At 38.6% G+C, this 23,943-nt stretch carries 20 protein-coding genes; 3 read left to right on the forward strand and 17 right to left on the reverse strand.

All coding sequences use genetic code 11. The annotated features are described in order from the left end of the window. Positions 1–14 precede the first annotated feature (14 nt). The 15 genes from tssG to tagH all read right to left on the reverse strand — a co-directional run bounded on the left by tssG (position 15) and on the right by tagH (position 18,343). Positions 15–995 (reverse strand): type VI secretion system baseplate subunit TssG, encoded by a 981-nt coding sequence (tssG, locus tag L1267_RS09730; RefSeq protein WP_235382705.1) that lies wholly within the window; start codon positions 993–995, stop codon positions 15–17. Further along, positions 992–2,818, reverse strand: coding sequence for a type VI secretion system baseplate subunit TssF (tssF, locus tag L1267_RS09735; RefSeq protein ID WP_235382706.1), 1,827 nt, complete (start codon positions 2,816–2,818; stop codon positions 992–994). Before tssF ends, tssG begins: the two co-directional genes overlap by 4 nt. Further along, positions 2,815–3,300: a type VI secretion system baseplate subunit TssE gene (tssE, locus tag L1267_RS09740; protein WP_135926851.1), complete on the reverse strand. Its 486-nt coding sequence runs from the start codon at positions 3,298–3,300 to the stop codon at positions 2,815–2,817. The genes tssF and tssE overlap by 4 nt, the downstream gene beginning before the upstream one ends. A 13-nt stretch (positions 3,301–3,313) precedes the next feature. Next, positions 3,314–4,081: a type VI secretion system accessory protein TagJ gene (locus L1267_RS09745; protein WP_138557100.1), complete on the reverse strand. Its 768-nt coding sequence runs from the start codon at positions 4,079–4,081 to the stop codon at positions 3,314–3,316. Between the two features lie 2 nt (positions 4,082–4,083). Then, positions 4,084–5,610, reverse strand: a complete 1,527-nt coding sequence (gene tssC / locus L1267_RS09750) for a type VI secretion system contractile sheath large subunit (protein WP_235382707.1) — start codon at positions 5,608–5,610, stop codon at positions 4,084–4,086. 27 nt (positions 5,611–5,637) lie between these two features. Next, on the reverse strand, positions 5,638–7,131 hold the full coding sequence (gene tssC, locus L1267_RS09755) for a type VI secretion system contractile sheath large subunit (protein ID WP_235382708.1): 1,494 nt from the start codon (positions 7,129–7,131) through the stop codon (positions 5,638–5,640). After that, positions 7,128–7,631 carry a type VI secretion system contractile sheath small subunit gene (gene tssB, locus L1267_RS09760; protein ID WP_235382709.1) on the reverse strand — a complete coding sequence of 168 codons (504 nt, stop codon included), beginning with the start codon at positions 7,629–7,631 and terminating at the stop codon, positions 7,128–7,130. Before tssB ends, tssC (L1267_RS09755) begins: the two co-directional genes overlap by 4 nt. 12 nt (positions 7,632–7,643) lie before the next feature. Continuing rightward, positions 7,644–8,750 carry a type VI secretion system protein TssA gene (gene tssA / locus L1267_RS09765; RefSeq protein WP_235382710.1) on the reverse strand — a complete coding sequence of 369 codons (1,107 nt, stop codon included), beginning with the start codon at positions 8,748–8,750 and terminating at the stop codon, positions 7,644–7,646. 159 nt (positions 8,751–8,909) lie between these two features. After that, on the reverse strand, positions 8,910–9,701 hold the full coding sequence (locus tag L1267_RS09770; RefSeq protein WP_235382711.1) for a PP2C family protein-serine/threonine phosphatase: 792 nt from the start codon (positions 9,699–9,701) through the stop codon (positions 8,910–8,912). Next, the gene (gene tagF / locus L1267_RS09775; protein ID WP_235382712.1) at positions 9,694–10,422 is read right to left on the reverse strand and encodes a type VI secretion system-associated protein TagF; all 729 of its coding nucleotides are present in this window, start codon (positions 10,420–10,422) and stop codon (positions 9,694–9,696) included. Before tagF ends, L1267_RS09770 begins: the two co-directional genes overlap by 8 nt. Beyond that, the gene (tssM, locus tag L1267_RS09780) at positions 10,404–13,904 is read right to left on the reverse strand and encodes a type VI secretion system membrane subunit TssM (protein ID WP_235382713.1); all 3,501 of its coding nucleotides are present in this window, start codon (positions 13,902–13,904) and stop codon (positions 10,404–10,406) included. The genes tagF and tssM overlap by 19 nt, the downstream gene beginning before the upstream one ends. 10 nt (positions 13,905–13,914) lie before the next feature. Beyond that, on the reverse strand, positions 13,915–15,192 hold the full coding sequence (tssL, locus tag L1267_RS09785; protein ID WP_235382714.1) for a type VI secretion system protein TssL, long form: 1,278 nt from the start codon (positions 15,190–15,192) through the stop codon (positions 13,915–13,917). Between the two features lie 16 nt (positions 15,193–15,208). Then, a complete protein-coding gene (gene tssK, locus L1267_RS09790; RefSeq protein ID WP_105181721.1) occupies positions 15,209–16,537 on the reverse strand; it encodes a type VI secretion system baseplate subunit TssK in 1,329 nt (442 codons plus the stop codon). 10 nt (positions 16,538–16,547) lie between these two features. After that, positions 16,548–17,006, reverse strand: coding sequence for a type VI secretion system lipoprotein TssJ (gene tssJ / locus L1267_RS09795; RefSeq protein WP_138557092.1), 459 nt, complete (start codon positions 17,004–17,006; stop codon positions 16,548–16,550). A 26-nt stretch (positions 17,007–17,032) separates the two neighbouring features. Beyond that, a complete protein-coding gene (tagH, locus tag L1267_RS09800) occupies positions 17,033–18,343 on the reverse strand; it encodes a type VI secretion system-associated FHA domain protein TagH (protein ID WP_235382715.1) in 1,311 nt (436 codons plus the stop codon). Positions 18,344–18,578: 235 nt separating this feature from the next. On the opposite strand from tagH, the gene L1267_RS09805 reads away from it, so the two are divergent. Together L1267_RS09805 and L1267_RS09810 are read left to right on the forward strand one after the other, a co-directional pair. Next, positions 18,579–20,561, forward strand: coding sequence for a serine/threonine-protein kinase (locus tag L1267_RS09805; protein ID WP_235382716.1), 1,983 nt, complete (start codon positions 18,579–18,581; stop codon positions 20,559–20,561). Positions 20,562–20,675: 114 nt separating this feature from the next. Next, positions 20,676–21,020, forward strand: coding sequence for a PEGA domain-containing protein (locus L1267_RS09810; protein ID WP_135926838.1), 345 nt, complete (start codon positions 20,676–20,678; stop codon positions 21,018–21,020). 55 nt (positions 21,021–21,075) lie between these two features. On the opposite strand, the gene L1267_RS09815 is transcribed toward L1267_RS09810, so the two are convergent. After that, on the reverse strand, positions 21,076–21,435 hold the full coding sequence (locus L1267_RS09815; protein ID WP_235382717.1) for a DUF1294 domain-containing protein: 360 nt from the start codon (positions 21,433–21,435) through the stop codon (positions 21,076–21,078). 52 nt (positions 21,436–21,487) lie between these two features. On the opposite strand from L1267_RS09815, the gene L1267_RS09820 reads away from it, so the two are divergent. After that, entirely contained in the window at positions 21,488–22,012 is a 525-nt protein-coding gene (locus tag L1267_RS09820; RefSeq protein WP_235382718.1) for a hypothetical protein, read from the forward strand. 45 nt (positions 22,013–22,057) lie between these two features. On the opposite strand, the gene L1267_RS09825 is transcribed toward L1267_RS09820, so the two are convergent. Beyond that, on the reverse strand, positions 22,058–23,575 hold the full coding sequence (locus L1267_RS09825) for a DUF3360 family protein (protein WP_235382719.1): 1,518 nt from the start codon (positions 23,573–23,575) through the stop codon (positions 22,058–22,060). Positions 23,576–23,943: the final 368 nt, after the last annotated feature.

Genomic DNA, 23,943 nt, shown 5'->3' on the forward strand with positions numbered 1-23,943 from the left:
TTCCTTGTATTTATTTATCCTTTGAACGAAAGTTCAGAGACTTTGCCATTTTGAGCTGCGTTTTCAGATAGCAGAAAACTATTACAGCCTAATTGACATCGTTCTTTTAATAATTGCTTTGCACCAAGCTTATAAAAGTTTGCTTTTACTATCAGTGAATGCTGGATTTGATTACCAACAAAATCACCCACAATTTGATGGGCTAAATTCCAAAGATCTTGCTTTGGTAGAAGACGGGCTGTTTGGTGCTCATTTTTGGGCTCGATAATAACTTCGATCTTTGTCGAGATATCCCAGATTTGCTTACCTGCTATTGCATCAATACCAAGCCTTGCATGTTGGCCTGCAAACCCTCCACTATTTATGCGTGTTTGCTCAGATTGTTTTAGCGGCTGCCACTGGCCTACAAATTGGTTTATGTTGACATCACAGTCTAAATAGAAAGTTAAAATATTGCGCAAATCTGCCATATTTCGCGTCTTTCGACTGAAAAGACCACTGAAATAAAGCTGATGAGGGGCATTCCCCCCACTCAGAAGTGCCAAAATTTTTGTGTGGTTATCTTGATTACTATTAGCAAAGTTAAGCGCGGGTTTATACTTTTTCCAAGCTCGGTAGTACAACGAAATCAAACGATGATTAAACATATCGTAGAAATCTCTCATTGTACTGTCTTTATAGCGCAATCGTTGCATCACCAGTTCACTATAAAAATGTGGCAATGCTCCTGAACAGCCAGTCATTCCCATAAATGATACTTCCATATCAAATTGGGTAATTCCTTCAACGTTTTTAGCGGGCTTTAAATTAGTAATTGCATTACCCGCAAAGCCAAACTTTTGTGTTGAACTAAACTTAATCAGCTCTAGTTTTGGCTGACAATCATAGCCAACTTTACGATATTGCTGGGCCGCACTCGACAACTGAGACTCGATCACAAACACGGCTTTGTAAAAATCTATTTCTGTCGCGTTCTCGAGCAATTGTGCAATCATAGTAGCACTCCGGAACCTACTCTAGCTGGCCACTGATGATAAACTCGATCTTGTTCTTTTAACTTTAGACTTAAGCGTGTAAAGCTATTAATTGATGCAAATTGCGAGAAGAAACAATCAAGAACTGAAGCAAAAAAGAACACCCCACTACCAGCGTAATCATCATTTGCAAATGTAATTTCAATGTCAGTTCCTGCTGCAAAAGCGACTCGACCGTTTTGCACGACACGCGCAGTTGCAGGTTCAATTTTGACGCTATAGATGTTATCTATCATCCCTTTTGATTGGGGTGTTGCTTTAAAATCATATAGCCTCAATGTTTCTTTTAATTTCTCTGCACTTTGCTCACCACTAAATGAATCAAGAGTCAGATGATTGATCAATTGCCAGCGAGTATTACTGCCAAGCACAGGTCTTACCGCATGAGTTGGTGCAACTAAACACCTGATTTTTTTTATTACATCGCCACGCTTTGGCAATGTAAAACCAAGTTCATCATCACCAAAAGGTAAACTAGCTGGTAGATTACGATTACTGCATTGAGCGCGCGCTGTTACCACCGTATTTCCCTCACTGAGAGCTTGTGCACTATTTTCGAAGCCACCATTTACTAATGATAAATAGGTTTCGGTTCCCGCCTCAGCATAGCCACCAGCCCAAAGTGCTGTTTCTCGTCGAGTATGCCAATAGAGATCTTTATACTCTTGATATTTAGGGTGTGTTTGCGCATAAAAAGGCGTCACTATCTGTTTATTCCCCTTGTGGTCAAATGCAACCACCTCTTCAAGGCTAATAACTTCAGATATTTCAGAGTCGATATAGCGTGGTGCGAGCTTATACTCATATTCGCTTAGCTCTGGGCGGATCGGTTCAAGTTCTTGTTCATATAAATTTATGATTGGCGTGCAGCCCATCAAGAACATGTCTTTATCTACTTGCTTCTCCAACTCGCTAGACTCAACATCTAAATAAAAATAAAGTGTTGTTGTACTGGCATTGCGAGGGAGTACCGAGCGAATATTTTGTAACTCAAAGAACTTAAACTTTTCAGGGAAAATAAAGTTTTCGACTAATAGCCTATATGCTGATGAAGAACGCATTGAGTAAGGAACAACAGCTTCATGCTCCTCAAATCCAACTGATTTTAAATGAGTTTTCGAGAGGTAATGCACTCCCTCATCGCCATTATCTACTGCTATTCCGATGCAATGTTTAAACAATAGTTCGTATACTTTGAGCGCATAATGCCATTGTCCATGAATATAAATTTTTAGATCATTTAGCTCTGTTTCATGTAATGAAACGCCATCATACTCACCTGTCAGTTGTAACTTAAATATCGCTTTAGCAGGTTCATTAAACTTTGGTTTAGGCGCAATAAAAGGACTGTTATCAAACTGAGCAGCTGTTATCTCTACGGGCCACAAATTGGTATCAAAACAGCTTTGAAATTTACACTGTTTCATTCCTTCTACATTGGTTTCAAGCTCACTCCCGCGAGGAATAATGACTCCTGTCGTTGATAGGTTTTCTGACTCTAACTTTACAATTGATAATGAAGGGATAGGCGCTTGGTAGTCTGGATAGAGCTGGCCTAAAAGCGCATCCGTTAACTCAGGAAAGCTATCATCAAGTTTTTGCCTAATGTTGGCAGTTAAAAATGCAAATGATTCGACTAACCTTGAAACATGAGGATCTTCTATCACTTCGTCTGTAAGTTTTAACCTGCCTGCCACTTTTGGGTATTTTTCTGCAAAGTCTTTCCCAAGGTGGCGCACATACGCTAATTCACGATTGTAATATTTTAATAATTCATCATTCATAGTGAAGACTCATAGATTTTCATACCTAAACTAACTGGCTCAACTTCAGAGTTAAAACTGATATATTCAGGCTCTGGATCGGCATATAACAAGGCATTAATTCTTAGGTTTAATACTCGGTTAAGGGGGAGTTCTTCATCAACTAACACTTCAACTTCAATAAACCTAGGCTCAAATCGTAAAATCGCATCTCGAACTTTTTCACATAACGCTGCTCGCCCCTCATGCGAACTTACAACCATGCTCGAAAAATCAGGCAATCCGTATGATAAACACGATGTTGCAAGCTCACTGTATTGACTTGGCCATGTATGCCACTGGATCCGAGCATTTAGTAACGCCTCGATATCTCGTCTTACGTAACTTTTTAAAAGTGATAAGCTGATACCATCCGTTCGCTGTGGCGAGTCCTGTACATCTGGCTCGTCATCAATCAAACGATCTAAAATTGATGCTTTGAGCGGCTGTTTGCTTGCAATCATGAAAATTTCACTCTCAATTGATGAAAGAACCAAGTTCAGACAATAAGACTGCTTCATCATTTATAAACAGCATTTTCATTCCGCGTCCTAAGTACATTTCTTCACTTAATTCTTGCCATTCAGTCACTTGGCCTAGTTTTTCTATTTCACTCTTTGAGTGTGGGTAAACAACTGGGATGTGAGCTGTACCTACAGGCCCATCTTTGATAGTAACCTCAACACGTAGCCAAATTTGCTCAACGATTGACTCTATTGGTTGAACTTCAAATTTTTCGATTTCATCAAAGCGAGCTAAATAAAACTCACCGTTGGTCCCCAAAATTTCCAGAAATGGGTTTAATGAATCATCAATATCTCTGATTGCAGTAAGTTGCTCATTTGCTGAATTAGTTCTGAAAGACTCAACTTTGGCTGCTTTTTCTGTCGCTTCTTTTAAATCTTCTTCACGTAAAGCAATATGCATCTGTAGAAATATCTCATCGAGTTCATCTGCTTCATGAAATAGCTTTGGAGCCGCTTTACCTTCATAAAAATCTTGTCGTGCTTGCTCGGCCCTGATTAAGTGTCTTAAATTAACAGCACCAACTGCTAACTCAGGTGATTTAGTCACCATAAAATCTAATTGTTTATCCGCTTTTTCAAGTTCACCATTAACACACAACAATTCCGTATAAGCGCTGCGGATATCAAAATTCAGTGGATCATCTTTTAGTTTTTGTGCGCAGTACTCTAATGCATCTGCTAATTTTCCATTGCGGATACACTCATGGATCTTTTTCATTTTTATTCCTTTATTTGATGATGAGGACTTAGTTCAGTCACTAATTTGATACTTGATACCATTTGATCAAGCTGAAAATGAGGTTGTAGTTGTAAGACAGAAAAGTAGTGGCCTGGCTTCGATTTATTTTCGGTCACTTTCACTTTCGCATTTGCCAAAGGATACTTACTTCTTATTTGCTCTGAAGCAGAATCCGATGCTGTCGTGTAGTTATTAACCCATGCTTGCAAGCCTTGTTCACAAGCTTGAGCTGTACTATAAGAACCAACCCGATCACGCGCTAGCAGCTTTAAATAGTGAGCAAAACGTGACACACATAAAATATATTGCAGCATAGACGATAAGCGGGCATTTACTGTCGATGCTTCACTATCGTAGTGCTTGGCTTGCTGAGCCGAAGCGTTACTATAAAAAACCAGATGCTCAGTATTAGTCACGGATGAGGCAGGTATAAACCCAAGTTCAGAAAATTGCTTTTCTAATTTACTGGTCACAATCAAATCTATTGGTGGCTTAGCTTCTTTTCTGTATACATCGGTTGAAAAGTAATTTTTCGTCAACCCGGTAACGATACCTTTAGATATTTTACCTGGCTCAATCCCTCTGATTTGACCAAACCAACCACTTTCAGCATAAGCACGCACTAAAGTCGACACAAATTGGTACGCGGCGTTTCCCCATAACATATCTGTTTCTGGTGCTGTTATTTTTTCTGTATATAAAAAGTCTAAGTGACGGGTACCGTCGTTTTTATAGGGTGCTCTGACTAAAACATGCGGCAATACAAGACCAACAAAACGCGCATCTTCCATGCCTCTAAAGCTACGCCACTTGGTATATTCGACCTGTTCAAATTGATTATATAAATCGAATTGGTAGCCAAGATCAGTAAAACTGTTTGTACCAAATAAGCTTGCTGACACAGCAGTAATAAATGGCGAAAAGGAGGCTGCGGCTACTTTCGAAATTTCTTTTAAAGTGTCTATATCGTTGTAAATTGTACCCGGTGCATTCCCGTTGGTAATTTCGTAATCACCAATCAATACACCAAAAGGCTCTCCACCTGGACGGTCGAACTCATTTTGATAAATTAATTGAAAGAGGCTACTTTGATCGAAATCGATAGCCTTATTAACATCTCTCGATAATGTATTCCAATCACAATCTAACAGGCGTAACTTTACTTTTTTTTCTTTATCACTGAGTTCTGTTTGTAAAGTTAACCACCACAAATTGCGCCAGCTAGCTTCTAATTGTTGTAACTTTGGGTGGTGTAAAATCTGATCTAATTGCTTTGAAATAAGCGAGTCTATTTTAACAATGGTCAGTTGCAAATATGAACTGATTGACTCTTTATCCCACTGCAGTGGCGAATCAGAAGAGCCTTCAAGCCATAATAACAGTGCTTTAAATGTCTCTTTCTCATTTAGAAAGCGTTCCAATAAAGCACTATTTTCGAAGATATCAGACGCTGTATTATGAGAAAATACAGCGTCAGCTCCTATGAATGAAAACTCTTCACAATTCATTTTGCATCATCCTTAATGCAGGAAGGGTTAACCAATCTCAGGGATTTTGGCAACCAATCTAAGTGATGACGTTAACTCTTCCATTTGTAACCATGGTCTTAACCACGCGACAGCATTATAAGCACCAGGCTGACCAGGAATTTCTTTAACTGAAACTTTTGCATCTGCTAAAGGATAACGTGCTCTGATATCTTGACCACCACCCTCTGTCGCATTTACGTAAGATAAGATCCAACGATTTAACCAAGATTCAACGTCTTCTGCTTCCATAAAGCTACCAATTTTATCACGTGCCATTACTTTTAAATAATGAGCAAAGCGAGAAGTAGCCATAAGGTAAGGCAAGCGTGCTGAAATAGCGGCATTGGCAGTTGCATCAGGCGTTGAGTAAACTTGCGGCTTTTGGCACGATTGTCCACCAAAGAACACAGCGTAATCTGTATTTTTATAATGACACAGTGGTAAGAAACCAAGCTTACTTAACTCAGCTTCACGTCGATCAGTAATACCAATCTCTGTTGGGCATTTAAGATCAGGATCACCATCATCACTCGTGAATATATGGGTAGGTAAACCTTCTACTTTACCGCCGCCTTCAGCACCACGAATAGCAGTACAAAAACCATATTGAGAGAATGCTTTTGTCATGTTCGTCGCCATCGCATAGGCAGCATTACTCCAACAATAATCACCGTTATCAGTACTTACAGAGCGACCGGCAAGCTCATCAACTTCAAACTCTTCATAGTTGAATTCTTCAACAGGTTTAGATGCTGCACCGTAAGGTAAACGAGATAAAAATCTTGGCATCGTGAGTGAAACAAAGCGTGAATCATCGCTGTCTCTAAATGAGCGCCACTTAGTATATTCAAGTGATTCAAATACTTTTTCAAGATCTCTTGGTTTAGTGAGCTCTTCCCAACTATCAAAACCAAAGAGTGAAGGTGATGATGCCGAAATGAACGGACAGAAACCAGCAGCAGCAACATTTGACATTAAGCTGAGTGTTTCAACATCTTCTGGGTGATTAGTAAACTCAAAATCACCAACAATAGTGCCGTAAGGTTCACCGCCTGGTGTACCAAACTCTGACTCATAGATTTTTTTGAATGTTTGGCTTTGATCAAACTCAACCGCTTTACTTAAATCTTTATGAAGCTCTTTCTTCTTCATATTTAGTACACGGATTTTTAATGTTGAGCCTGTATCTGAATTCATCACCAAATGATTAAGACCACGCCAAGAACCTTCTAATTTTTGAAAGTCTTCATGGTGCATAATCACACTGAGTTGTTTCGATATTTTTTGGTCGATCAATTGAATAGCTTCATTGAAAGTCACTGTCATGTTTTTATTCCATTGAACAGTGCCCTTTAAAGCTTCTTCAGTTAAAGTGCGTAATAGCTCTTCCGCTCGACTTGCGTCTGTTTGTTTAGTTGCGCCAATCGCTTGGGTTAATAACGACGCCGATTCTGTCGTTGCTGCTGTGTCTAATTCTTGTGCTAGTGTTTCGGTGCTCATTTTTCAGACTCCTCTAACTTTAGCTCTTTGGCAATTGAATCAAGACTCGCCGTGTTGCTTAACACTTCCTCTAAGACATTTTCTAACTCTTCCGAGCGGTCAATCTTAGTCATGAGGTCACGAAGTTTATTACGAGTCTCCATTAGGTTGCGTAATGGTTCAACTTGATTTACGACAGCAGCAGGCTCAAAGTCATCGATACTTTTAAAGTTGAGATCAACACTAAATTTGGTGCCGTCATCAGTTAAAGTATTATCAACATCTAACTTAAGAGACGGGCTCATTTTTTTTAAAACATCATTAAAGTTTTCTCTATCGATTTGAATAAAACGACGGTCTTTTAAAGGTTTTAATACTTCTTTATTATGACCTGAAAAATCACCCATTACCCCAACTACAAAAGGAAGCTCTTTTTTTACAATTGCACCTTCAGTTTCAACATCATAGGTAATGTGTACTCTAGGTTTACGTACACGTTTTAATTTGTCATGGATACTCATTCAAAACTCCTTTTACTCGGTTTCTGTTTCGCTAACTTTGATGCCAGACAGCTTAAAGTATCCGGTCCTAGCATCACTATCGGTTATTAATTCATTTAATAATTCTGGTAGCGATAATTCGCTCCATCGAATAACTTGTTCAATGGTGTAAGACATAGGTGAATGCGGTTCTGTCTTTCTGAAAAACTGTGCTATTTCTTGCAACTTATTTATCGCACTTTCTCGGCTGTTGATTACTGCATCATTGCGATTAGTATTCTCAGCTATAGATGCATCATCATCCACTCGCTCATTGTCTTGTGGTTCTTGTATTGATTTGACTTCAAGAGATTTGAGCTTATCTTTGCCTAAATGCAAAACTGCATTTAAGCATTCCTCGAGTGCTTGCTTAATATTAGAAGTGGGTTGTGACTGTTCAGTAGCAGCATCAAGTGCAATGCTTAATGCACTAAATTCTGTGAGAGCCTCTTCAATGCCGTTTTTTAATTCGAGGAAAAACTCAGCAGGAGTTTCTTGGGCACTTTTTTCTATTAACTCAAAATCAATAGCGCCTTGCGCTATTTTCTTTTCTCTTTTCTCATCATTGAGCCTAGATATGTCGTAAGCTTGCTGATATTCCCAGTAAGTAAATGGTTCATAATTTTGGCTATCTGTTAGAGCGATACTTTTAATAGGGATGATAAGCGCGCCATCACCCGCTACGCCATTTAAACCAACAAGAGCAGAAACTTTATCAGATATTTCATCGCCTTCATCAAGTGATGGATAGAGTAACTCAAAATGATTACTTATAAGCTCATGTGCAACTCGAAAGCCAAATGCCAAACCTTTAAAACCATATACACGACATAGTGCTTCAATAAACCAGGCTAAATATTCAATATCTTTACTTTCTGATTTTAATGCAGCGCTACATTGTTCTAACAATGGCTGCCAATCACGAGCAAGAGAAGCTATGCCCTCATCATCAACGAGTGCAAGGCGCTCGGCAGCACGTAGCTGATTACGCATATCTTTTAAGGAATAATACGTTGAGGTAGGAGATACATCTGATCTAGGCTCAATGCCCGCGAATGCATCTTCGCTAATTGGAGCTATATATTCATCAAATACAAACATTCCATTGCCTTACAAATTCATTTTACACCCAAAATAGAGACGACGTAAAATAATACATCTCTTATTTTTAATTTCAAGCCACAAAATCATTAATTAAAATGAAATTACAAAAAATAAAATAATAAAACAAAGCATCATCCATATTATTTTAATAATAGGCTATTTACTCAATAATAAGGGCACAGTCAAATCATCATTAACTAGTTTTTTATTATTAGATTTATCCGATTCTTCATTTTTCACTAAAATAAAAGTAACATTATCTCTTGCACCACGCACAAGAGTGGAGTGAATTAAAGCCATACCAGAATCAATTATATTTTTAGGACCTAAAGCAATACTAATTTCTGAGTCACTTAACTCACCAGTTAATCCATCAGAACAAAGTAGGAAAATATCATCAGTTAATAAATCACCTTCAACACAATCGACTGATAATTCATTTTGTACCCCTACTGCGCGTGTAATTACATTCGCTAATGGGTGATTTATTGCCTCTTGCTCTGTGAGTAAGCCCTCGTCAATTAAATCATTAATTTGGCTATGATCTCGAGATAACTGTAGCAAAGCATTCGATCTGTAAAGGTATATCCTGCTATCACCTACCCATATTGCTGAATATTTATTATCTTTAAAAAACAAAACAGTAACTGTTGTACCAGCCGTTTTGTTCCCCAAAAAATCACTGCTATACTCAAGTAGTTTTGTATTGGCGCTTTTTATTGCCTTAATCAACATCTCAGTCGAAATTAATGAAGCAGGTAACTCTTCGACTTCAGCCTTAATGACATCTACCACTAGCTGGCTTGCAAAATCGCCCGCTTCATGCCCCCCCATACCGTCCGCAACAACCCAAATGTTATACTTATTAAGTTCGATATAAGCATCTTCATTTAATTCACGAACGACTCCGCGATGAGACACGGCATAACTAATAAAATTTTTATTCACACTCACTTACCTGGGTATAATTCCATTCCCAATGCTGCCAACGTCCATCTAGCATTGCAGCCACCTGATTTACTGGCGGTAAACCTGCCGTCACAAAAACGACAGGTTTAATATTTATAGAGCCGTGGGTCCACCACACGCTGTAATCTCCATACTTATTGAGTAATAGCGAATGCAAGACATCGTTTAATGTCCCGGCACCCAATTCATCTCCTTGAAACTCAAATACTGCAGCTGATTTATTTTCATCTGGAGAAAGGCTTTTACTGAATTTTTTAGTTGGTGAATGATTACTTTTAAGCGTACTGAGTACCTTTTTCTGCCAAACACTTAAGTCTACACTGTCATCTAGAACAGTTAACACTGCGTCTTCATAATCAAGCGATAGCTGGTTTGAGTTTAATGTCGCAATCGGTGTGCTATCGCTATCAACAAGAACAGTAAAGGGATAATGACGGCCTACAGCATCAACACTTGGCAAAAGCGTCCCCATTTTTGCATTCTCTGTAATTAAGTTTTCGCATAGTGCAAAGTGCCAAACAGGACTTGTTAAATAACGCTCTTGCCACTGGGCACCTAGTTGTTCTTTGCTTACTGCTATCGCAGCCTGAAGCCAATGCTCCCAATGCTCTGAAAACTGTTGACAAATACCTTCTTGCACAAAGTCACCCAAAAATGGAACTTTACCCAAATAGCCAATACCTATAACCTTGTCGGACATGAGAAGCTCTCTATACTTGCGTTCCAAAATGGGTGTCGAATCGAATTAGGTAATAATTCAACCGTTGCATTATTTCCTTGCAGCGAAAAGTGCAGCTCTAAGTCACTCTGGGTTTCTGCTCGCTGAGCTTTAAGATCATCCAGCATTCGATAGAGAGACCATTCACCACTGTAGCTGGTATTGATGGTTCTCCCCCCATAAGGTGGTGTAAACACAATTCTAGTTTTGCTTTGAGCAACGTCTCCTGGCCAAACAATACTTTTTACTTTCGGTGGGCCATGTCGATAAATCATTGACTGACCATCAATTTCGATCATGAAGCTGGAAATTGTTTGGTCCAGTTTAATCGGTTTTAAACCAAACTCTATTCGTGGCGTATTACTGTTGCCATCAAAAAACACCTCTCGAATTCTGGCAGCTTGTTCAAACATTCTGAGTGCTGACTCACTAACACCTATGTTCTTTTCAAATCGCCAAGGGCTCTTACTGGTATCAACACTAGGCGCAATATACGTAGTGAAAAAGTTATCTATCGTGCCCTTAGGACCAAAAAAGTCTGAAAAATCTTTAAGATTGATCTCCTTATCTGAATTAGGAACCAACGGGTAACGCCCAACGATTGCAGCATTATACTCACGTAAAACACTGCTTCTCCAAATTTCGTTTAAGTGCTGATTGGCACTTTTTCGAGTAATATTCGACGTATCTTGGCTAATGTCTAATAGCCACTTATTGGCTGGGTAAGGTAGTCCTTTACTTTGAAACTCAAGCTGACTGAGGAATTCCGGTTTATTCTTGCCACTTAACTGATTCTTTACTGATGACTTAAGTAACCCACCTCGATCAAGTTGGTTTAAGTAAATATTTAGCTCTCTTAAACTTGCTTGAATTGTCTCAAGTTGCTGTGGTTCAATTTCTAAAATATCACTAAATGCTTCCTCTACTTGGTAGCCTGGAAGTTTAACTTCAAATTTCGGTGTTTCATTAGGCAAGTAACGTTTAAGTCTATTAGCTTTAGTATGCATAGCGACTTCAGCAGCGTTTGCAGCCACTTTACCGGCTGCCTTTTGATTTTCCGAAATAGGCAACTTAGTCAACTGAACATTTTTTTGAACAGTTGTAATAATATTTTTTATTGGCGCTTCTGGTCCCGCTAAAACATTAGTAACGCGAACACCTTCTGTTGGTGAATTGAACTCATTTAAAGTCAGCTCATCAACAAACGAACGCCAGTAATAGATATAATCTTGAAAATACTTTTGCTCTAATTTCTTTTCGATGTCAGCTTTTGAGATATCGTATGTGTTTGCAGCTTCTTCACCGTAAACCCAACTACTTGCCATCAAGTTACCCAACATCTTGCTTTTCTCGACATTAAAAATGCCATGATAACCATTGTAGGTATAAAGACCTGGGATACCTTTCATCGCGACTTCAGGGTTTTGAAAACTAAATTCTCGTGCGCTTTCGTAACTTATAATGTCTGTTAATTTTATTGGAGGAATGCTGCTTTCCATAAAGTCAGCTTGCAGTCTTTGATAAGCTCTTTCTGCAATTGGCAGTTTTGTTAATTCAGCTCGCGCAAGACGAACAGCTTGATGATCAATTTCCTGCCCAGAAAAACCATGGTCCAGTAATGCTCGTGTATGAGCCATAAGATCACTGCGATTAGTTACGTTCACGTCCCCAGGAAGAGCCCTTTCGTAATAGGCACTAAACCAGGCAAGTAAATCATCTTGATTATAATGCTCAGGCTCAAATAACATCAGATAGCTGCGTAATGTCTCGTATAAATAACTCAAATAATCAGCTTGTTGCTCCATCTCAGATGTTAGCGCATTGAGTAAATATGGTTCTAGGTACGTTTTTAGTGAACGCAAGTAGGCACTTTTTGAAGCCTCTGTTAGCTCTTCTACCTTACTAAAACCATAAGCCTCAAAATCTTCAGCATTAATTTCATTAACAGGGAAATTCTTTAACTTATTAAAGCGCTGATTCAAAACAAGCAGATTACTTTTATCTACTGTATTTTGATCTAGCACTTGATATTCAGCTAATGCTTGATTTGTTTCATCTATCAAATCACTATTCCATGAAAAGCTCACGTACCAAGAAATACTTAATGCTATTAAAGTGATACATGTCACAGCTAAGCATGACACGCGTAACCACTTACTTTGCTTTTCATGATGTTTGTTGGTACTTGCTAGGTTTTGCTCAGGAAAAATAACGCTCTCTAACAAACGCTTTATAAAGAAGCTTCTAGTTTGGTTTATATAATCTTTTTTCGTTGAATTTTGTTCAGTCAACAAATTAGAAGGAGTCCCTTCTTGCGTTGCACTAGTAAGGTATACACCACGAAATATTGGCAGACTTTCATACGCATTTGGTGTAAATATTTCTTTTAAAAAAGAATAACCTACACTTTGAAGTGCACGAAGTTGCTTTGGAAACTCAAATACCTTAGAGCGGTTTGCTAAATCATGCTCATTAATTAAACGTCGATTTAATAACGAGGTTAAATTTGAAATTAGCCCATGAAATTCCCTGTTAAACACTTCAATTTGATTGTCAGATTCAGCATCAAGCTCAAAAGTAACCCCCCAAACTTGTTCGGTTTCTTCATCACTCAGCTCACTAAAAAACTCTCTAAACCCTTCAATTAAGTCAACTTTTGAAAAAATAACATAAACAGGAAAGGTCATGCCCAGCTGCCCTTGAAGCTCCTGTAGTCGTTGTTTAATCGCGCGAGCATGCAAATTACGCTCAGTTTTAGTTTGATTCATCAGTTCAGAGATACCCATACTGATGATCACCCCATTTACAGGTCGTTTTGGCCTGTATTTTCTAAGTAGTCCTAAAAAACCTTGCCATGCTTTTGAGTCGTGTAAAGCATGACTGTTTTGCGTGGTGTAACGTCCTGCGGTATCAATAATCACTGCTTTGTTGGTAAACCACCAATCACAATTCCGCGTACCACCAACACCGTGAATTAAGTCTGTGCCTAGCTTCTCCTTTAAAGGAAAATCAAGGCCTGAGTTATTGATAAAGTTTGTCTTACCTGAACCAGGAGGGCCAATCATGATATACCAAGGAAGCTGATAGATATTACGGCCGTTAAAGAGCTTGGCATCCTTCAATAACTCGATCGCCTCAACCATTCGAGTCTTTAAGGTTTTAATTTCTTCTTGGACTTCATCTGCAGAATTAGCATCAACCTCTATCAGCTCTTCTGTCATGCTAGTATTTCGCTTGCTTTGATTTCTAAATTCAATCAGTTTAATAACGGTATATACCAGTAAAATTGCTAAAATAGTGATTGCACGAGCAGCGACACTTTCAAACGGTTTATAATCAGCGATCGCTATCAAAGGACCACCAAACCAAATAAGAAGGAAGAGAGCTAAAAAGCCAACTACGATCATCACCTTACGAGAAGTAGCAGCGTACATAGCGCGCTTGCACTTTTGAATAAAACTCATCACAACTCCATTAAAAAAGTAAGTCGATTTCAATTCGGCGGTTTAATGCCTTATCTGAATTCGTATTGCTCACTAAAGGCTCTGCAGAGCCTTTTCCTTCTGGCCATAACCTTCCCATTAAGCCAGTATTCTTAGCCATTGAATTTGCTACTTGTGTAGCTCTAGCTAATGATAAATGCCAATTAGAAGGAAACTGACTGGTACTTATTGGGCTATCGTCGGTGTGACCTGTGATTAAGATTTTGCCTTTTGTTCCTTCAAGGCTTAGTGCTAACTTCTCTAAAATGGGTTGGAAAGAGGGCAATAGTGTTGCTTCACCAGAGTTAAACAAACTCTCATTATTTATTGTTATTCTGATCCTGTCTGTTTGTTGTTCAACGCTAACTATACCGCGTTGTATCTCTGTGTGTAATAACTGAGTTAACAATTCAAGTTGCTTGCTTCTATTACCTTCAACTTGTGAAGATGACAAAGGATGAACTAATTTCAAGTTTTCAGCAGTAGCGTCAACTTGCTCATTGAGACGCATATTGAAAAATAAATAAACCACTAGCGCAATTAAAGCAAGAACCGAAATTACAACCCAAAGAGGAATTTGGTTTCTTAACTCTACCCCTGCTGCAACACGGCTTTTCCAGCTAGGTGTTAAAAATTGACTATGAGGCCCATCAAGCTGATTGAGGATGTGGTAAATTCTATTACGGTAATCTTCTAACTTACTTTCACCGCTTGCAGCAACTCGAAACTTACCTTTAAAGCCTAAATTTAAACAATGGTATTGTAGCTCTAAAAAGTTTCGATTCATTTCTGGATGCGCTAGCGCTTCATCCAGCAAAGTAAAAAAGTACTCACCACCAAATGTTTCTTTATGAAAAGTGGATAATAAGCTTTCTTCTGCCCATTCTAACGAACTCCACTTTGCATTTAATACGGCTTCATCAATTGCAGCACATAAGCAATAACGCGCATTATTAATGACCGTGAGCTCAATTGATTTCGCGCGCAGATTCGTCTCAAAGCGCTTGATTGATTCAATTGCACGATGCTTTAAAGCCGCTAAACTGTCTATTTGCGATGACTGATTAATAAAAATGATCAATGAAAAGCTATCATTAGCCGCATCGAGTAATTCATTTTTAAAAATTGATACAGAACTGACACTCGCCTTTTCAGGTGAAGAGTGACTAAACGAGACCACGGTTTTGTCACTCGAGCCTTGCGATGCTTCTGAATTTGACTTGTTACGGCCCAAACGTCCTGGACGTGGTTTAATTATTGTTTCATCCATTGAAACGCTTCCTTTATTAGCTTCTAATTGCCCAAAGAATTAAGTTTAAATCAGGGTAGTTACCTGATAAATGAAGAGCGATACCCCCACTGGATTTTAGTTTGCTCCAGTGTTCACTGTTTTTATTAAGCTCAAAATAATGATATCCAGCATGGTAAGGTACTTGACGTGGCGCTGTAGGTAAGCCATTGATTGAGATCCCTGGTAGCTGGTTATTTACTAAATCTCGAATCGACTCTACGCTACCAATTTTAATTTGCGAAGGTAGCAACTTTCTTAATTCTTCATGGGGAATACTCGCTTTGACAGCCAGTACGAATTGAGCAGAGTCGAGAATCGACTTATCTCTTAATGCACCGAATGAGATACCAAACTTACTTTGTTCTAACTTAATTTCAGTGGCTGTTTGTTCAATCACTTGGCTGAGAGATTGGTATAGGAAGTTCACAACCTCTGCAAAAACAAACTGTAAATTTGCATGGTCATATTTTGGAAGTTGCGGCACCCGTTTATTTACAGCACTAAATGTTGCAAGTTCGCCAGCAAGCTCAATTAACCTTGCATAAAGTTCTCGAGGATGAACACGAGAGTGCGTTAATAAGCTTTGAAAAATAGCATCATATTTATTTAATGTTTGTAGCATCAAAAAATCAGCCACTGATGTGCTACCTGCATACCCTTGACATAGCCTGACTGCAATACTTTCTGCACGTTGCTTTATTAAACCTGAGACCTCTCTGACAAGCGCTGTTAAAGGCTTATTACTGGTGACAAACAAACTAGGAGGAATATACTTAGAATCAAGTTTAATTGCTCCCTCATTCGTGACTTCTGTAATTCTTGCAAGCGGCAGCAAGACATAACCCGATGTATCATCAGACATTAACATCAATCGGCTATGAAGCTTTGCTACTTGGATTACTTCTTGAGCTTGAGAGCCTAAACTGTCATCACTAACTGATAAGTCTGCAATCCTGTAACGTGTCACTAATTCGTCTTCACTAGAAGAGATGTTGATCCCACTTCCCTTCAAGGCTGGAATTGCAAGGCATATAATTTCATCATAGGCACTTTTAGCTACCACTAAGGGATCAGGAAGAAACTCATCACTTGGCATCTGAATTGGGCATAAATCTGGCGAAATAGCCGACAATTTATCAATAGCAAATTGACCGGTTACAAGTAGTTCACTATCAATTTCGAGTTCAATGACTCCCCATGAATCAGCAACAGTGCCCTCTATAACTCTTCTAATTACACTAGAAACATGCTTATCTGCTTGTTGAAAATGCTGAGGCCTTAAGAACATTCCTTCTGTCCATGCGACCCGCGTGTAATCACTCATGTTTATTCCTTTAATCTTTCATATATACAGCTAACGACTCAACATTTACGTCAATGTCATCGTAGCCTGTCGGATCAACCTCTATAACAGCTCGCCAACGGGCCTTTTCAATATCTCTATAAGCGACTACCACACCAACAAAGCGAGTATTTCTGTTTAAATTCATTTTGTATTCAATGCTTGACGAAGGTTGTAATTCAAGTTCATCTTTTTTAAGAAGATCAGGCCCAAGTACCGCTTCTGGATTTTCATATAAACTAAAAAAATCTTGCGTATCGAAAATAGTTCGGGAGCTTAGTTCAAACACTTTATAAACGACAGGTGAAGGACGGCCAGAGATATCTGGATTCACATCTGAGGCCACTGAAATGTTTAAATCAGTAGATGGGGGCACAAACTTGTTTACCGTTGTACAGGCTGTTAAAAATACCCACATAACACCTACAAAAGTAAGCTTGAACTTCAACATTGCATTATTCCTTTATTGTAATACAACTAATTACCACTATTGTATGCCTTCAGAAAATCATCAGAAAATGCTAAAACCCCTTTAGCTTTAACATCATCTGCAATGTCAGCATACAATTCGTTATATATACGCCAGCTAGAAGCACCGCCATATGCAGGCAAAGAGCTAAGTAGACCACCTTTATTACTTTGCGCTTTTATATCACGCGGTGATAATTGCTCTAAAAGGCCATTAAGCGCCCCTGTTGCTCCTGCTAGTAACCCTTGTTCATGAAGTTTTATATCAACAAAACTTTCTTTTACAGCTTCATTCGCTTGCAAAAAACTTGCGCTATTACGAACAAAAAGATTCTGCATAACATCATCAATGGTTGCTGAAAACTTAAGAGGGTTATTTTGCTCAACTTTAAAAGTTGTGTGATTCAATTTAAGTTGATTCTTAATATTTGTTCGCTGACGAATCAAATCCATCGAGCCTTCAAGAAAAAGCTTAAAGCACTCGCCCATATGCTGCCATGTGTCTTCATTTTGCAGCTCTGCAGCTAATTTTTCATTAACACTTAAACCATTCAAAAAAGAAATAACTAATTTCGAAGAGTTTGAAATTTGATTATCTTTTATAGGTGCACTAACTGGGGCGTTATTTGCAGCTATTGCACTATTGCCATTATTGAACGGCTTACTATCATTAACAGCTGGAGTGCTAATTACAGGCTCTTCTACCGGTAATACAGGCACGCTATTTTCTTTTTCTTTAACTGTAGCTGATAGTTGTGCGAGTTCATCCCAGTCCTCTGGAATGGGTTGACTGAGGTTTTGTTGTGAAAATATGTCAATGTTTTCACTCGGTGCTTTCTGAAAAGTAGGCGCAAGCATTGCCTCTTCAAGTTCACTAGAACTGTCGTAAGCCAATTGCTGCTCAGAAGAAGCATTAAAATTACCGCTTAAATTTGTTGGTAGTTCTGTAGGCGGGGTATTGAAAGAGTTGACATGTGGCTCAATATTTTGAGCTTGTTCATCTTGCTGTAAAGTTGATTCAATTTGAAAATCACCAATAGTGAGAATGTCACCATCATTTAGTCGGTGTTTATTTTCTTTACCAAGCGGTGAAACTGAAAAGTTTATAAACAATCCATTTGTCGAGTAGTCATAAACATAGAAGCCATCTGTTTCTTTTACAATTTTACCATGGCGACCTGATATTACTTTTTCCGGATCAGGTAAATACCAATCACAATCTTCTGACCGACCAAAAGTTAACTCATTTTTTACTACTTTTTTCGCATCTATCTCAGGAGAAAGCCTGTGATAACTGGTAACATTTAGAATCACTTCCATTTGATTGTTAGTCCCATAAATACAAACATTCTAATAGGATAAAATACTTCGCAGAATAAAGTCAACGCGGAAAAATACCCAAAAACAGAATTTAAATAATTTTAAAAAACAAAATAAAATACAAAAACAAATAACCAATCTAAGAACTAAACCTTAAGTACCAGTTCATTAATATAAACTGAATGATTGCTTATTGTTGTATTTTTTGTAAAATATGTCCCCAGTCAAAAGGATATTGATTTTTATAAAAGGAATTATAATGACTGCTGAGAATGATAAAACACGTATTGCCTCAATAAAAAATAAAAATGCGGTATCTAAAGGAAGCAAGCTTCATTTAATTGGTAAAACACTCTCAAACCGCTACTTAATTGAAGAATTAATTGGTGAAGGTGGCATGGGTTATATTTATCGAGCACGAGACACCTACCTAAATACTCAATTAAATCAAGATAATATAGTTGCAATTAAAGTATTACACCCTGAGTTAGCTGACTCAGAGGATGCTTTATTATTGTTAAAAGATGAAACAATAAAAACTCGCACTCTTTCTCACCCCAACATTGTCAAAGTATTTTCAGCGTCTTCAAGTGACACCTATCATTTCGTCGTAATGGAATGGATTGAAGGTGAAACTCTTGAGCAATTAATCAAAAGAAGTAAACCAAATGGTTTGTCTCAAAAACGAGCTAAACCTATTTTAAATCAGCTTATTGACGCCCTAACTTACGCTCACTCTAAGGGAATTGTACACAGCGACCTAAAGCCTTCAAACATAATTCTTGATTCGCAAGGAAACTTAAAGATTTTAGATTTTGGTATTGCAAAAACAAACCTTCAAGAAGATAAATATGCAGCCCCTGCTAACAATGAGCAACCAAACAGCAATGGTTATACCCCCACATATGCTAGTCCTGAGCAACTAAATGGAGACAAATCTTCAGCTAAAGACGATATATTTGCATTTGGTTGTATTGCATTTGAGCTATTAACGAGCAAGCATCCATACAATAGAGTCGCTGCAAATCAAGTAGCAAAAGATACAAGTGTAAAAAAACCCAGCAACAGTTCATTAAGTGTTTGGCTTAAAATCAAAAAGTGTATTTCACTTGATGCTGCTCATCGCCCTAAATCATTGTCTGAAGTTAAATATGAACTAAACAATAATAGAACTTCATTATTAATCCATGCAGCTTGCTACGCATTACTTATTGGTGGTGCTGGGTATCAGTTTTTATCCCAAAGCGATAAACAGCAATTGATTGAAGCAAACTATCAAAACTCGCTCGCAAAAGTTGAACAGCTTGAAACATGGATGAATTGGCCTAGTGATGGTTTACCGCAACGATTAAATGAAATTCCACCACAATACAAAGTATTAAAAGAAGGGCTTTTAGCTGTTCATCAAAATAAAGTCGTAGAAAAATTTACTAAACAAGTCGATGATTTACCAAGAACCGCCATAAATACAAGAGCCTACGATGAAGCTATTGCTATTTATGACGAAGCAAAAAATTTCTATCCTGATTCAGAGACATTAAATAATAAACTCGAAAGCTTGCTTACTGAAAGACAGTCAATCCTATCTGATCTAAGTTACCGTTTAGATGTACTGTTATCGCAATCTAGATATGATGAAAGTGGTGACAACAACATTCACGGTCTTGTATCTCAAATAAAAATTATCGACTCTAGTTATACCTATGTACCCAACCAAGAGCATATAAATAATTTCAAACTGGCAGTTTTAGCGTCTATTGAAAATGAAGATTTCGTTACACAAAAAACATTACTTGATGTAGGTGAATTAGTTTTTTCCAATACTTCAGAACTTGAGCCACTCGTTACTGCATTGCGAAAAAAAGAGTCAGCCACGATCGCATTAGCTGAATATAAGAGAAAAACGAGTGAAGGGATGACTGTGAGTTACCCTGACGACGATGCCAAAATATTTTATCAAGAAAAATTAGAAAGATTTAACACTCAACTTGCAAATGTTTCGGACTATAAACAGCTTATCGAGTTTGATGAGTCATTTAGTAAAGAAGCTGAAATCTTCCCTGAATCATTTGAGCCCATTTTATTAATCAAAGATCAAATAGCAACGACTTATATTTCTATGGCCAGTAGTTTAATGAAACAAAAAATGTATAGAACAGCCGAAAGACTTGTAGAACGGAGCGAAGAAATTAGAAAGAGTCTAGAAAATACAATCTAGATCAGAAGATTAAATAATCAAACGTCAGGGAAGAGCGAATTTGCACAAATAAATTTTTGAACGCCATTCTTTTTCTTTAACGTCTAATAAATAGTGTAATTTAATGGAGTAATTATGAAAAAATTAAGTCTTGCCTGTGCACTGATGATACTAGCAGGCTGTTCATCAACCACAGAAGTTTCGCCAGAACCAGAGACTATTGTAGAACCTGTAGCTGAAGTGATAGAGGAAGTGCCTGTAACTTCATTAACGGTCGTTACTACACCTAACGATGCGCGTGTTCGTATCATGAATATTAAACCTGTCTACGAAGATGGTATTGAACTTAATGATGGTAAATACGATATTGAAGTAACCAAGCCTGGTTATTTAACCTATCGCAAGTGGATTGTTGTAGATAAAAAAACAATATTGACTGTAGATCTTAAAAGCATAGAGTCTAATCAAGCTACTCAATAATATGAAATTACTTCCCACCAAAGGAAAGCAACGGCTTTCCTTTTTTGATCTACTTTTAAATTAACTGCAAATAGTACAGTGACGACAGTGCACTGCCATTAACAATAATTGTTAACCAAAGCACGGCAATAAAACTGCGTTTTTTGGATTTGTGTCTTAACCATTGCTGTGCAATTAATGAACCTGGCCAACCACCGATTAACCCTAAAATATGCAGTGTACGCTCAGGTACTCTTATTGTATGCTCGCCATGTTGCATCGCTAAACGTTTATCCCAGCCATATACCAAAAAGCTTATTATGCTCGCTACGCTGTAAGTGCCTGCAATAAAGTAGGTAATATTAAGTTGCCACGATACCAGCCATAGCAGCGCTAGAAACAACAATGAAAATGTAATTAATGTTTTCTTAATCAATAAATTATCACCTATACTTTGCAAAACAAATTAATTTTATCGGGACGCTATTATGGCATACCTAAAATCACTTTTACTATCAATCTGCCTGTGTTCACTTTCTGTTTTGGCGGCGGAGCAACAACTTGATGACAAGCTAAAAGTGTTTGAGCCTTACTTAGGCACATGGCAGTCTGACTTTAATGTCGCAGCAGGTAAACCTGCGGTGCAAGATGTGAGTACCTGGCAACGCGCGCTCAATGGCACGGCTATTAAAACCATTCATTCTATCAATGAAGGTGAATATGGTGGTGAATCGATGATTTTTTGGGATAATAAAAAGCAATCTTTAGTGTTTTATTACTTCACTACGGCAGGTTTTTATACCCAAGGCACAATGAATGTACTTAGCCCTACTCAGTTTGTTGCTTATGAGAATGTGACAGGCAGCAAAGAGGGGATCACTAAGGTAAAATCGACAAGCGAGTTTAAAAACAACAGCTTTGTGGTGTCGACCTCTTACCTTAAAAAAGGTCAATGGACAAAACCAGATACCCGAACTTACATCCGCAGCGAAAAAACAGTTAAGTTTAAATAACAGCTTTGAAAAAGGGTAAGGCGTTTATCACCTTACCCTTTTTTATCAATGCCTAAAGTCAGCCATTAATGCTGGGATCCCTGGCAGCATACCCACCAGCGCCATCACGCTTGTTAAAATTACAAACATTATTAATGGAATGATCCAACGGCTCATTGGTGATAGTTCAGAGCTTCGCTCTTTACAACCAATTAAGCCCAGGTTGTCGAGCAACATAGTTAACGACCAACCAAATGCAGGATTCACCAAAGTCGATGAAAACACCACAATAGCAGCCGATTGGGTGGTTTTACCTTCGCGGGTCATTTCCATGCCAGCTTCAAGAAGTGGGATAAACACACCTACAATCAAGGCGACACATAACACGGGTTGCCAAATAGCTAAATCCATTGGGTAGCCCCAAATACTGGCAATGATACAAAATAATGCTGTTAACACCGCACCTGCAGGAATGGGTCGCTTAGCGATGGCTGCTGGCACAATGTAAGTTCCCCATGATGAGGTAAAGTTAGAGCCGCCTAATAAGGAACCAAATGTCTGGCGGATTGAAGCACTAAACATGGTATCGTCAATGTTCATTTGCACTTTTTCTGTGCGTTCTGGGTAACTGATTTTTTGGAATACTTGGTGTCCTAAAAAGTCAGGTGACCACATAGCAACCGCAAGCACTGCAAACGGCAATACCACTACAAAGCTCTCTAGGGTTGGTAAGCCCAGCATCCAACCGGTGTTTTCACCCCACCAATACATTGGGTTCATATTTGGTAAGCCCGGTGCTGTTTTAAACTCAAACGGCGCACCCAGTAAAAATGCGATTAAACCACCAAGTAAGCAACTTAATGGCACAGCTAACCAACGTTTTTTGTAGTGCTCAAGTAAGGCATACAACACGATAGTCGATAAAATCACAATAAAAGCGATATGGGTCATATCAATGCCTTCAGCCCATGCAAACAGCTTTTTAACCTGCGAAATCGTGCCAATAAAACCAAGGTAGAGCAGTAAACCGCCACACACTCCTCGGCTGGTTAAGCCCGCCAGTAAACTCCCCCCTTTACTAAGCGCGAGTAACAGACCAAACGCCCCTATCAGTAAACCAAAGGCCATTGGGTGACCACCCGCTGCAACCACAATCGGGATTAAAGGAATAAGCGGCCCATGCGTACCCGCCAGATTTGCCGTTGGTAAAAAGAAGCCCGAAAATAATAAAATGAAGATCGATACAATTAATAGCTCATAGCGCACGTTTTCTAGAATAAAACCTTCACCTAGGCCCAGTGGCGCTGCAAACGTTGCAGCAATTGCACCGACCATGACCACCTTGCCTATGGTTCCTGCCATTGCAGGGATAGAGTCTTCTAATTCAAACCGGTAATCACGAAATGGTAAATTAGGACGCCAGCGCTTAGGCTGCATAATTTGTAATTCGTGTTCAAGGTATTCGTCGCGACTCGAAAATTCACTGCTGGGTTTATGAAGAGCTTGATAGCTTTGCTGATCGGCATGAGTATCCGACCCTTGCTCAGCAGGCGCTGTTGACGCTGATTGCTGCCTCGTATTCATGAGTTCTCCTACTGCCTATCTTGAAAAATTATGTGAGTTTTTATTATGCAGTTAGGGTAAAGCAGTCGGGCCAAAAACACGATTAGGCAAAAGGTAGGGTATGAGTTTGTAAAAAAGCCGTTCTTATAGTATTAAAAATACAGAAAATTCTCTTAACCCATTGAAATATAACAACTTAAATTAATTGATAATTTAGACAACATACAGCAATTGTTAATAAATGCCTATTAATCAAGCACATTAACTATTAGTCTAATAAATCGTATGAATAGCAAACAGGCAAACTATGAGGTACGGGAATGCAGGCATCACACTTGCTTGGCGCGCGAAACAAGGTCTAGAGATGCGAGGTGCGAGTAGGTAACAGC

This window comes from Pseudoalteromonas sp. OFAV1, assembly GCF_021532595.1.
GTDB classification, from domain to species: Bacteria; Pseudomonadota; Gammaproteobacteria; order Enterobacterales; family Alteromonadaceae; genus Pseudoalteromonas; species Pseudoalteromonas lipolytica_C.